The 12,033-nt window shown below is 72.9% G+C and carries 10 protein-coding genes; 4 read left to right on the plus strand and 6 right to left on the minus strand.

Translation table 11 applies throughout. The features are described 5' to 3' along the window. Positions 1 to 23: 23 nt before the first annotated feature. The 3 genes from AGRA3207_RS08875 to AGRA3207_RS08885 are packed head-to-tail and all read right to left on the minus strand — an operon-like array spanning position 24 to position 2,879. On the minus strand, positions 24 to 1,097 hold the full coding sequence (locus tag AGRA3207_RS08875; protein ID WP_231334079.1) for a maleylacetate reductase: 1,074 nt from the start codon (positions 1,095 to 1,097) through the stop codon (positions 24 to 26). Between the two features lie 2 nt (positions 1,098 to 1,099). Then, positions 1,100 to 2,053, minus strand: a complete 954-nt coding sequence (locus AGRA3207_RS08880) for an intradiol ring-cleavage dioxygenase (protein ID WP_231334080.1) — start codon at positions 2,051 to 2,053, stop codon at positions 1,100 to 1,102. A 19-nt stretch (positions 2,054 to 2,072) separates the two neighbouring features. Further along, positions 2,073 to 2,879 (minus strand): IclR family transcriptional regulator domain-containing protein, encoded by an 807-nt coding sequence (locus AGRA3207_RS08885; RefSeq protein WP_231334081.1) that lies wholly within the window; start codon positions 2,877 to 2,879, stop codon positions 2,073 to 2,075. 260 nt (positions 2,880 to 3,139) lie between these two features. Here AGRA3207_RS08885 and AGRA3207_RS08890 point away from each other — a divergent pair, with 260 nt between their 5' ends. The 4 genes from AGRA3207_RS08890 (at position 3,140) to AGRA3207_RS08905 (ending at position 8,681) form a co-directional block, all read left to right on the plus strand. Further along, positions 3,140 to 4,759 carry an FAD-dependent oxidoreductase gene (locus tag AGRA3207_RS08890; RefSeq protein WP_231334082.1) on the plus strand — a complete coding sequence of 540 codons (1,620 nt, stop codon included), beginning with the start codon at positions 3,140 to 3,142 and terminating at the stop codon, positions 4,757 to 4,759. Between the two features lie 14 nt (positions 4,760 to 4,773). Then, the gene (locus AGRA3207_RS08895) at positions 4,774 to 6,117 is read left to right on the plus strand and encodes an amidohydrolase family protein (protein WP_231334083.1); all 1,344 of its coding nucleotides are present in this window, start codon (positions 4,774 to 4,776) and stop codon (positions 6,115 to 6,117) included. Positions 6,118 to 6,192: 75 nt separating this feature from the next. Further along, entirely contained in the window at positions 6,193 to 7,173 is a 981-nt protein-coding gene (locus AGRA3207_RS08900) for an alpha/beta hydrolase (RefSeq protein ID WP_231334084.1), read from the plus strand. Further along, entirely contained in the window at positions 7,170 to 8,681 is a 1,512-nt protein-coding gene (locus tag AGRA3207_RS08905) for a CoA-acylating methylmalonate-semialdehyde dehydrogenase (protein WP_231334085.1), read from the plus strand. Before AGRA3207_RS08900 ends, AGRA3207_RS08905 begins: the two co-directional genes overlap by 4 nt. Positions 8,682 to 8,761: 80 nt before the next feature. On the opposite strand, the gene AGRA3207_RS08910 is transcribed toward AGRA3207_RS08905, so the two are convergent. From AGRA3207_RS08910 to AGRA3207_RS08920, 3 genes are all read right to left on the minus strand, one after another. Next, a complete protein-coding gene (locus tag AGRA3207_RS08910) occupies positions 8,762 to 10,048 on the minus strand; it encodes an MFS transporter (RefSeq protein WP_231334086.1) in 1,287 nt (428 codons plus the stop codon). 134 nt (positions 10,049 to 10,182) lie between these two features. After that, positions 10,183 to 11,193: an amidohydrolase family protein gene (locus tag AGRA3207_RS08915; RefSeq protein WP_231334087.1), complete on the minus strand. Its 1,011-nt coding sequence runs from the start codon at positions 11,191 to 11,193 to the stop codon at positions 10,183 to 10,185. Positions 11,194 to 11,232: 39 nt separating this feature from the next. Then, positions 11,233 to 11,844, minus strand: coding sequence for a hypothetical protein (locus tag AGRA3207_RS08920; RefSeq protein WP_231334088.1), 612 nt, complete (start codon positions 11,842 to 11,844; stop codon positions 11,233 to 11,235). Between the last annotated feature and the right edge of the window lie 189 nt (positions 11,845 to 12,033).

Here is a 12,033-nt window from a genome sequence, read left to right on the forward strand (position 1 = left end):
GGACGCCCCGGGCCCCGTCCCGGTCAGGGCTCGACGCGCGGGGGCTCCCCGTTCCAGGCGGCGCGGAGCAGGCGCGTCACGCCGTCGAGGGTGACGGGCGCGGGGTTGGCGTACGGGGCGTCCACGACCTGCCGGGCGAGGGGACCGAGGTCGCCCTCGGCCACGCCGAGATCGCGCAGCGACCGCGGCGCGCCGAGGGAGCCCGCGAGGTCCCAGAGGCGGTGCGCGGGGTCGGGCGCCGCGAGGGCCCGCGACAGCGCCTCCGCCGCGTCGGGCGCGGCGGGCTGGTTGTAGGCGAGCGCGTACGGCAGGACGATCGTGTGGGTCTCGGAGTGCGGGAGGTCGAGCGTCCCGCCGAGCGCGTGGCACAGCTTGTGGTGCAGGGACATCGTCGTGGCGCCGAGGCACGCGCCGCACAGCCAGGACGCGTACAGGGCCTGCGTGCGGGCGTCCAGGTCGCCCCCGTCCGCGGCGACGGCCGGGAGCGCCCCGGCCATCGCGCGCACGCCCTCCTCGGCCATCAGCGAGATGATCGGGGACCGGTCGGGCGCGTACAGTGCCTCGACCGCGTGGGCGACGGCGTTGAACCCGCTGGTCACCGACATGCCGACCGGCAGGCCGAGGGTGAGCTCGGGGTCGTACAGGACGCCCGCGGGCAGCACCCGCGGGTCCTTGCCGGTCCGCTTGCGCCCGTCCTCGGTGAGCCCCCAGACGGCGGTCATCTCCGAGCCCGCGTAGGTGGTGGGGACGGCGATCACCGGCAGGTCGTGCTCCAGCGCGATGGCCTTCCCGAGCCCGATCGCCGATCCGCCGCCGACGGCCACGCAGGCGTCGGCGCCGAGCTCGGCGGCGCGGTCGCGGGCGTGCCGCGCCACCTCGACCGGGACGTGCATGCGCGCCTCGGCGAGCACGCCCGCGGACAGGTCGCCCAGCGCGTTCGCGATGGCCTCCCCCGTCCGCTTCTGCTCGGGCGAGCACAGCACCAGGGCGCGGCGCGCCTCCAGCCGCTCGACCTCGGTGGGGAGGGACGCGACGGAACCGGCCCCGAACCGGACCCGCATCGGCAGGGCGTCGTAGGAGAAGGACGTCTGGAACATGGTCACACTTCCTGGTCGGTGCCGTCGGTGCCGTCGGCATCGTCGGTGCCATCGGCGCGGAGGACGACGTCGAAGTCCACCGTGCGGAACGGGTTGGGCAGGCCGGCCTCCGCCGCGCGGGCCGGGTCGTCGACCTCGGGGAACTCGCGCACCAGGCTGGGCTTGACCCCGAACACGGCGTCGGAGTCGATGTAGGGGGTCCCGGCGACGAACAGGTGGGTCGTCACGGTCCGGTACCCGGGTGCCGACACCTCGAAGTGGATGTGCGCGGGCCGGTTGGGGTGCCGGGACGTCGCCCGCAGCAGCCTGCCGACCGGGCCGTCCTGCGGGATCGGGTAGTACCGGGGGACGATCGAGCGGAACCAGAACCGCCCGTCCCCGTCGGCGGTGAAGAGGCCGCGCAGGTTCAGCGGGGGCTGTAGATCGGGCTGCTGCACGTCGTAGAAGCCCTCGTCGTTGGCCTGCCAGACGTCGATCGTCGCGCCGGGGACCGGCGTGCCGCCGGGCCCCGTCACGCTGCCGGTGACCAGGCACGGCGTGCCCTTGCCGTCCTCGGCGATGTCGGCGCCGAGCTCGCGGGGCGGGGAGGCCACCATGTGGAAGGGGCCCTCCACGGTCGACTCCGTCAGCTCCCCGCCGGCCCGGTTGTTGATCGTCTCGACCAGCATCGAGGCGCCGAGGACGTCGGAGAGCAGGATGAACTCCTGCCGGGTGTCCGTGCAGGTCTTCCCGGTCTCGGTGAGGAAGCCGATCGCCTCGGCCCACTCCCGCTCGGTGAGCCCGACGTCCTTGACGAAGTCGTGCAGGTGCCGCACGAGCGAGGTGAGGACCCGGCGCAGGCGGGGGTCCGGCGTCGCGGCGAAGCTGGCCGCGACCACCTCGGCCGAGCGTTCCTCGCTGAACAGCCCGGCCGGGGCGGCCGTGCCCGCGGTGCCCGCGGGACCGTCTGGAATCATGATCATCTCCGGTGCGGTGTCAGGATCTGCGCACGGCGCGCTGGGGCGCGGCGTGGATCAGCTCGTAGTCGCGGCCGATCGCGCCGGTCGCCTGGAGCAGGAGGGGCAGCAGGTCGTCGATCAGCTCGCGCGGGCCGATCTCGGCGGCGATCGCGGTGACGTTGACCGCCGCGACCGTCCGGCCGTCGCCGTCGCGCAGGGGCGCGGCGACCGAGCGGATCCCGGGCGCCACCTCCCCGTCGGTCGAGGCCCAGCCGCGGGCGCGGACCTCCCGCAGCTCCGCCTCGACCTCCTCGGCCGGACGCGGCCGGTGAGGCCGGACGGGCGACCGCGGCGCGGTGGCCAGCGCCGCGCGCAGGGCCTCGGCGTCCAGGGACGCCAGCAGGACCTTGCCGAGCGCGGTGCTGGCGGCCGGCAGGCGCGTGCCGACCTTGACGTTGACGGCGACGACCTTGGGGACCTCGACCCGGGCGACGTAGATGATGTCCGAGCCGTCCAGCTCCGCGACGGAGGCGGCCTGGTCGGTCTGCTCGACCAGGTCGCGCAGGTGCGGGAGCGCGACCTCCCACAGCCCGGCCGAGAGCGTGTAGGCCACGCCCAGCTCCAGGACGCGCGGCGTGAGGACGACCCCTTCGGGGGCGGTGCGCACGTACCCCAGGTGCTCAAGCGTCAGGACGATGCGGCGGGCGGTCGGCCGGGCCAGCCCGGTCGCGTTCGCGATCTCCGTGAGGGACATCGGCACCCGGTGCGGGCCGAAGCATCTGAGCACGTCGAGACCACGGGCCAGCGCCTCGATGAAGTCCGGGCCGGCATCTTCGCGCGGCATGTCGCTCCCTTCCCTGGTGGCTGGATCGCTACCTTGCCACCTCCCGCCAAGAGTACGGTGCTCGACCGCTGTACGGTCAAGTGTCCGTTTTCTCGATGCTGACCTTGTTTGCTCTGTCTTTGCAGAACAAGTGGGTAGAACAATGAATGAACACGACACTTGACACCCGCACACGCGCATCCCATGCTTCTGGAACGCGATAGGTATGACCGTATGTCGGTCAAGTAGCCGTACAACGGTCGCTCCAGTGGAGGCAGCACATGTCGAACAGCGCCATATCCGCCGACGTCGTCGTCATCGGCGGCGGTCCCGCGGGCCTGACGGTCGCGGCGGAGGCCGCGCGCGCCGGGGCCCGCGTCGTCGTGTTGGAGCGCCGCACGGAGGACACCCACTCGCGGGCCGGAGTGATCCAGCCGCGCGTGCTGGAGCTGTTCGACGTCCGCGGCCTCATGGGCCGGTTCCGGGCCGCGGCCGAGCGGTGGCGGCCCGACCACGAGGTGCCGCGCTACATCTACGCGGGCCTCACCGGGCTGCGCTACGACCAGCTCGACAGCAAGTTCCCGTACGCGCTGATCCTGCCCCAGATGACCACCGAGCACCTCCTCGCGGAATGGGCCGTGGAGCAGGGCGCCGACCTGCGCCGGGGGATCGCCTACGTCGGGCACGCCGAGACGGCCGAGGGCGTCAGGGTCACCGCCCGCGACACCGCCGGGGAGGTCGTGGAGTTCACCGCGCCCTACCTGGTGGGGGCCGACGGGGCGCGCAGCCTCGTCCGCGAGACGGCCGGGATCCCCTTCGAGGGCCGCAAGACGCGGATGACGGCCGTGGCCGTGGACGCCGACCTGGCCTTCCCCTGGCAGGCGTCGATGCAGATGAAGCGCAACGAGCACGGCTGGGTGCTCGCCTACCCCTTCGGAAAGGGCATCACCCGGTTCATCATCGTCGCCGAGCACCGCCGGAACGTCCCGCACACCGAGCCGGTCACCATGGAGGAGGTCCGCGAGTCACTGCGGCTGATCTTCGACGACGACTTCGGCGTCACGTCGGCGCGCTGGCTGTCCCGCTACGGCGACGCGCACCGCATGGTCCCCGAGTTCCGCCGCGGGCGGGTGCTGCTCGCCGGTGAGGCGACCCGCGTGCACTACCCCGCCAGCGGCATCGGCATGAACTACTGCATCCAGGACGCCTTCAACCTCGGCTGGAAGCTCGGCTGGGTCGGCACGGGCCGCGCCCCCGACGCGCTGCTCGACACCTACCACGACGAGCGGCACCCGGTGCTCAAGGCGCTGATGGACGACGTCGCGACGCAGTGCGGCCTGCACTTCGACTTCTCCCCCGCCGGGATGGCGCTCAAGGACTTCGTGGAGAGGGAGCTGGTGCCGATCCCCGAGGTCAACGCCATCCTGCGGAACCGCCTGAGCGGCTTCGGCACGTCCTACCACCGCGACTCCGACGCGCACCTCGCGGACGGCACCCGCGTCAGCGACTTCCCCGTCGAGGCCCCCGCGGGCTCGCCGGGCGCGTCGTCCTACACCGAGGTCGCCAAGGACGCCGGGTTCGTCCTGGCCGACGTCCCCGGCCCGGACGGCCCCCGCTCGCTGCCCGGCACGATCACCGCCGTGACGGCCTCCGCCGCCTCGCTGGCGCGCGACTTCGGAGCCGCCGCGGTGCTGATCCGCCCCGACGCCTACGTGGCGCGCGCCTGGGCGATGCGGCCCACCGACGAGGAGGTCACGGCCGCCTACCGGGAGGCCACGCGGCAGGACGCCGCCTCGCCGTCCCCGGCGGCCGCGACGGCGGACACCGCCGGGACGGCCCGGGCGTCCGGGGCGTCCCGGGCGGACACCGCCGGCGTCCGCAGGCAGCCCGAACACGCATGACCCGAGGAGTGGACATGACGGAACACGCGCCACGGCGCATCCTCATCCAAGGCGGCTGGGTCGTCACCGGCGACCCGGCCGTCGGCACGCTCACCGGATGCGACGTCCTGATCGAGGACGGCGTCATCACCGGTGTCGGGCCCGGCCTGTCCGGCGACGGCGCCGAGGTGATCGACGCCCGCGACATGATCGTCTTCCCGGGGCTCGTCGACACCCACAAGCACACCTGGCAGTCCGCCGTCCGGCACCGCTGCACCGAACTCGACCTCCAGACCTACTTCGGGGAGATGTTCGGCAGGCTCGGCGCGCGGTACCGCCCGGAGGACGTCTACGCCGGGAACCTGCTCGGCGCCCTGTCGGCCATCGACGCCGGCACCACGACGCTGATGGACTGGTCGCACGTCCAGAACTCGCCGGAGCACGGCGACCAGGCCATCGCCGCGCTGCGCGACAGCGGCGTCCGCGCGGTGTTCGGGCACGGCTGGCCGCTGGTCGACCTGCCGGCGTGGATCATGGGCAGCGACCGGCCGCACACCGTCGACGTCCGGCGGATCCGCCGCGAGCTGCTGCCCGACGACGACGCCCTGGTCACCCTGCACCTGGCCGGGCGCGGCCCGGAGCTGTCCACGCTGGAGGCGACCCGCGCCGACCTGGCCATGGCGCGCGACCTCGGCATCCGCGTGTCCATCCACATGGGCTGCGGTCCCGAGTTCGGCGCGATGGCCGCCATCACGCAACTGGACCGCGCGGGCCTGCTGGGCCCCGACCTGAACTTCGTGCACTGCAGCGAATGCGCCGACGACGAGTTCCGAATGATCGCCGACAGCGGCGGGACGGTGGCGCTCGCCCCGCAGCACGAGCAGGCGTTCCCCGGCATCGGCCACACCCCGATCGACCGCGTCCGCGCCTTCGGGATCACAGCGGGCCTGAGCACCGACACCGAGACCCACGGCGCCGCCGACCTGTTCACCCAGATGCGCGCGGGCCTGGCCGCCCACCGCAGCCAGCTCGCCGAGGGCCGCTCGCGCTACACCGGCAAGCTGGAGCCCTTCGGCGTCGCCGAGGTCTTCGCGATGGCCACCCAGGGCGGCGCCGACGCGCTGGGGCTCGGCGACCGCGTCGGCAGCCTGACCGCCGGCAAGCGCGCGGACGTCGTCCTCGTCCGCGCGACCGATCCCAACCTGTTCCCGGTCACCGACCCGGTGGCCGCGCTGGTGTCCGCCGCGCATCCCGGCAACGTCGACACCGTCCTGATCGACGGCATCGTCCGCAAGCGCGGCGGCGCCCTCGACGGCGGCGTGCTCGGCCGTGCCCGGGACCTCGCGCTGGCCTCCCACGACCGCCTCCTGGGCGGCTGACCCGGGCACCCGCACGACCCGCCCGCCCCGCACGACCACACCCGCACGACCACCATCGACATCCGAAAGGCCACCATGTCACTCGACCCCGCCGTCGCCGGGTTCCTGTCCGCGCTCCGGTCCGCCGGCGTCCCGCCCGGCTTCGCCGGAACCCCCGCCGAGATGCGCGAGCGCATGCGCGGCGCGATCGAGGGGAACTGGGACCCCGCGTCGTTCGCCCCCGTCAAGAGCGTCGACGACGTCGTCGTCGGCGGGCTGCGGCTCAAGGTCGTCCAGCCGCACGTCGCCGGGACGGGACCGGGACCCGTCCCCACCGTGCTGTACTTCCATCCCGGCGGCTTCGTCATGGGCAGCGCCCACCTCATGCAGGACGTCGCCCGCAGGCTCGCGCACGACCTCGGCGCCTGGGTGGTCTCCGTCGACTACCGGCTCGCGCCCGAGAACCCGTTCCCGGCCGCGGTCGAGGACGCGATGAACGCGCTGTGCTGGGTCCACGACGCCATCGGCGACCTCGGCGGCGACCTCACGCGCATCGGCCTCGCCGGGGAGAGCTCCGGCGCCAACCTCGCGACGGTGACGGCGCTGCGGGCCCGCGACGCGGGCATCCCCGTGGCGGGCCAGCTGCTGGCCTCCCCGGTGACGAACTTCGCGCGCCAGTACCCGTCCGTCGCCGAGAACGCCGACGGCTACTTCCTCACCCGCGACGACCTCGCCGTCATCCGGATGCTCTACCTCGGCGACGACGACACCCTGGCGGAGGACCCGCTCGTGTCGCCGGCGCTGGCGTCCGTCCTGTCCGGGGTCGCCCCGGCGGTCGTCGGCGTGGCCGGCTTCGACCCGCTGCGCGACGACGGGACCGTCTACGCCGCGCGGCTCCTGGAGGCGGGCGTGCCCACCGACCTGCGCGTCTACCCGGGCCTCATCCACCCGTTCTTCGGGATGCCCGGCCTGTCCCCCGCCGCGGACGCCGCCGTGTCCGAGCTGACCGGGCTCCTCGGCGATCTGCTGGACGTGCCCGCGGACGGTGCGCCGTCCGGGACCGGGGAGGACGCATGAGCGCCCCGTCCGGCGACGTCCGCGAGATCCGGCACTGGGTCGACGGCAAGGAGTTCGCCGGTTCCAGCGGGAACACCGCGGCCGTGACCGACCCGGCGACGGGCGAGGTCACCGGCCGCGTCTCGCTGGCGGACACCGCCGACGCCCGCGTCGCGATCACCTCGGCGAAGGCCGCCTTCCCCGCCTGGCGGGACCTGTCCCTCACCCGGCGCACCCGGATCGTCTTCCGCTTCCGGGAGCTGCTGGAGCGGCGCAAGCCGGAGCTGGCGCGGCTGATCACCGCCGAGCACGGCAAGGTGCTCGACGACGCGCTCGGCGAGATCAGCCGCGGCCAGGAGGTCGTCGAGTTCGCGTGCGGGATGCCGCACCTGCTCAAGGGCGCGATGACGGAGAACGCCTCGACGAACGTCGACCTCGCCTCGATCCGGCAGCCGCTCGGGCCGGTGGGGATCATCACGCCGTTCAACTTCCCGGCGATGGTGCCCCTGTGGTTCTTCCCGATCGCGATCGCCGCGGGCAACACGGTGGTGCTCAAGCCCAGCGAGAAGGACCCGTCGGCATCGCTGTGGATGGCGGAGCTGTGGGCGGAGGCGGGCCTGCCGCCCGGCGTGTTCACCGTCCTGCAGGGCGGGAAGGCGGCGGTCGACGAACTGCTCACGCACCCGGACGTCAAGGCCGTCTCGTTCGTCGGGTCCACCCCGATCGCCGAGTACGTGTACTCCACCGCGAGCGCGCACGGCAAGCGCGTGCAGGCGCTCGGCGGCGCGAAGAACCACATGCTCGTCCTGCCCGACGCCGACCTCGACGTCACCGCCGACGCGGCCGTCAACGCCGGGTTCGGCTCCGCCGGGGAGCGCTGCATGGCGGTCAGCGTGGTGGTCGCCGTCGGCGACGTCGCCGACCGGCTCGTCCCGAGGATCGCCGAGCGGGCCGCCGCCATCAGGACCGGCGACGGCACCCGCTCCTGCGACATGGGCCCGCTGGTGACCGCGCAGCACCGCGACAAGGTGGCCGGGTATATCGCCTCCGGCGAGAAGGCCGGGGCCACGGTCGTGCTGGACGGCCGCGACGTCGAGCCCGACGGCGCGGCGGGCGGCTTCTGGCTCGGCCCGACCCTCCTCGACCACGTCACCCCCGGCATGGAGGTCTACACCGACGAGATCTTCGGGCCGGTGCTGTCGGTCGTCCGGGTGGCCTCCTACGACGAGGCCATGGCGCTCATCAACGCCAATCCCTACGGGAACGGCGCCTGCGTCTTCACCGGCGACGGCGGCGCGGCCCGGCGCTTCCAGAACGAGGTCGAGGCCGGCATGGTCGGCGTCAACGTGCCCGTCCCGGTGCCGATGGCCTACTACAGCTTCGGCGGCTGGAAGAAGTCGCTCTTCGGTGACACGCACGCCCACGGCACCGAGGGCGTGCACTTCTTCACCCGCGGCAAGGTGGTCACCAGCCGCTGGCCCGAGCCCGCACGCCGGGGGCTCGACCTCGGTTTCCCTGAGAACAGCTGACCCACCCCCCACGGTCCCGGCCCGGACGGTCCGCAGTGATGTGGACCGTCCGGGCCGGGACTTCGTCATGGCGGGGCCGGTCAGGACAGGGCAGCCTCGCCGCTCGCCTCGTGGGCCGCGGGGGCGGGTGCCTTCTCACCGAGGCGCGGGGCGGTCTCGCGGATCAGCAGGGCCACCACGGCGAGCAGGACGGGCGCGGCCCCGTACAGCAGCAGCGCGTTGCTCAGGCTGCCGGTCGCGTCGGCGATCGCACCGCCGAGCTGGGGGCCGAGCGCCCCGCCGATGGTCTCCCCCACGGCGATCTGGAGGGCGAACGCCGTGGCCATCAGCTCACGCGGCACCGACTCGCCGGGGATCACGTAGGTGACGAGGGTGAGCGATCCGCCCGCCATCAGGCCGACGAGCAGCGACGCGAGGAGGAGGGGCACCGAATGGGCGAACAGGACGAAGAACACCGGCACGAGCCCGCTGCAGACCGCCGCCGCGAACAGGGCCGGCTTGCGCCCGACGCGGTCCGACACCGCGGGGGTGATGACGCTCCCGAGCGCGATGATGCAGCCGTACACCGTGAGAACGAGCGTCGCGGTGCCGCGGGAGATCCCCTCCTCGCTGAGGTAGGTGGGCGCGAACGTGCCGAAGCCGATGTTGGCGCCGATGCAGACGGTCGTGCCGACGAGCGCCAGCGGGACGTTGCGGTTGGCCAGGACGAGGCGGAAGTCGCGGGCCTTGACGCGCGGGGCGTCCGCGCCGGACGAGCCGTCCTCGCGCATGAGGACCGCCACTAGGACCGCGACGACGATGCCCGGGATCGCGACGAGCGGGAAGGCGAGCCGCCAGCCGAGCGCCGAGGCCAGGCCGATCATGATGCCCGGCGCCAGCGCGCTGCCGATGAGCAGCGTCCCGGCGATGACGACGCCCATGTTGCGCCCGCGCCGCCCCGGCGAGGACGCCCGGGCGACCGCGCCCTGGATCAGGGGCAGCGCGGGCCCCTCACAGAAGCCGATGACCGCGCGGAGCAGCAGCATCGTCCCGTAGTTCGGTGCCAGCCCGATCAGGCCGACCGCGCTGGAGAACAGGACCAGGCTCCCGACGATCATCCACTTCGTCCTGCCGCCGAAGCGGTCCGACAGGACGGAGAAGATCAGGCTGGAGATCGCCCACGCCACGGCGGTGACCGAGACCAGCGAGCCGAGCTGGCTGTGGTTGAGATGCAGGTCCCCGCCGATCTGCGGGAAGAGGAAGGTGATCCCGAACCGGTCGAGGAACACGATCCCCGCCGCGAAGAACATGATCAGGACGAGTGTGTTCTGCCGGTCGGCGCCCGTGTCGCCGAGATCTCGGCCGCGGGACGAACTGGAGACGGACATGACGGACTCCCCATGAGGTGGTTCGACCAGCGGGCCTGCGCCCGCTGGAATGGGACATCGATGGGCGCGTCGAAGACACGCGGTCACTCGGGTGGGGAGCTTCGATCGCGGCGGCCGCGGGCCGCCCCGACCCTTCAGAGCGTGATCTCTCCGGCCGGTACCGCGGCGTCGGCGATACGCCGCGCCGCACGCGGGAACAGGTCGAGGGCCCGCCCCCGCACATCGCCCGCCTCGGCGGGGGACAGCGCGCCGCACCGCAGGAGGCTCGCGCGGTTCTCCTCGGCGGTCGCCTCGGTGGTGCAGGGGGCGCCCCAGTCGCTGCCGTAGACGATGTGCCCGGCCCCGACCGTCGTCTTCGCGGGCAGCAGGGACTGCGTGAAGGCCGTGGCCGCCGTGTCGACGTAGAGCGAGGACGCCTGGGCGTCGATGTCCTCGGGCGTGATCCCCTGCGGGACCCACGACTCGTTCCCCAGCAGGCGGAGCCGCCCCGTCAGCGCGGGGAAGGCGCCGCCGCAGTGGGCGACCACGAAGGTGATGTTCGGGTACCGCGCGAACGTCTTCCTGAAGATCATGTCGAACACCGTCCGCGCGGTGTCGAAGGCCACCTCGTACAGCGGGGCGGGATGGTCGAGGACCGCCGGCCGCCGCGCGTCCGGGTGGACGAACACCACGGCCGCCCAGTCGTCGAGCAGCTCCCACAGCGGCGACAGGGACTCGTCCCCCAGGTGGACGCCGTTGTAGGCGGTCGTCACCGCGAAGCCGTCGGCGTCGAGGACCTCGCGCGCCCGGCGGGCCTCCTCCACCGCCGCGGACGGATCGTCCGTGGGCAGCGCGGCCAGGAGCCCGAACCGCGACGGATGATCCGCCACGAGGATCGCGCCATAGTCGTTCGTCGCGCGGAGGGCGGGCAGGCTCGCGGGGACGTTGCTCAGCATCTGCATGGCGGTGCCGGACGCGTCCATATATGCCAGGGTGCGTTCCAGCGACCATTCGGGCGGTTCGCGGAAGTAAATCCCCTTACCCAGCATCGCCTGCCAGGAGCGCACCCGCTCTTCCTCGGTGCTCGGCGGTGTGAAATGCGCGTGGATATCGACGTAGGGGCGGGCGGACCCGTTCCCGCCGCCGTGATCGTCGGTCGTCGTCATCTCGACTTCCCTTCCGTGGGTGCCGTGGGGCGCGGGCGACTATTCCTTGAACAGGCGCAGGCCGTCTTCGATCTCGGAGAGCGGGCTCTGCTCCAGGAAGGGCGCCAGGGCCTCCCGCGCGTCGGCGGGCGACATGAGCGCCGACGGGTCCACCTCGTCGACGCGCCAGCTGCCGGTGTCGTCGTAGATGAACTCGCCCACCAGCAGGCCGTCGCGGTAGGGCCAGGTCGCGGCGAACCGGTGCGAGACCTGGTAGGTGCCGTCGGGGTCGACGTCCTCGCCGGCGAGCGCGGCGTCGGTGCCCCGGACGATCTGGGCGAAGACGGCCTCGATGAAGATGCCGTAGTCGGAGACGGCGACCTTCTCCTCCAGCGCGCCGAAGACGTTCGACCCGCTCTCGACGATCTCCTTGTAGAAGGCCCTGACCTCCTCCATGCCGTCGCACACCAGCGTCCTGCCGCGCTCGGTGAGCCGGTAGAGCGGGTGGGCGACGGTCATCGCCGGGACCAGGATGTCCTCCCAGTGGCCGGACACCTCCAGCAGCGCGTGCCTGCGGTAGTTCTTCAGCATGTGGCGGTGCCGCGGGTCGCCGGCCACCGCGAGCGCCGCGTCGACGCCCTCCGTGATCCCCCGTACATCGAATACCTTCATATCCGCACTCCTTTGATATTCGAGAATTACCGGCGGAAACACTCTCGTCCGGAATGTATTTGCCCGATCCGGGCACGTGATCAATGTCACTGCCCGGCCGTTTCGAGCAGCCTAGGAGCCGCCGCCCCGGTAGCGCGTCAGCAGGTCCGTTGAATGGACGGCCGTGGCGGCTTCGCTGGGAATTCGCCG

Source organism: Actinomadura graeca (genome assembly GCF_019175365.1).
Taxonomy (GTDB): domain Bacteria; phylum Actinomycetota; class Actinomycetes; order Streptosporangiales; family Streptosporangiaceae; genus Spirillospora; species Spirillospora graeca.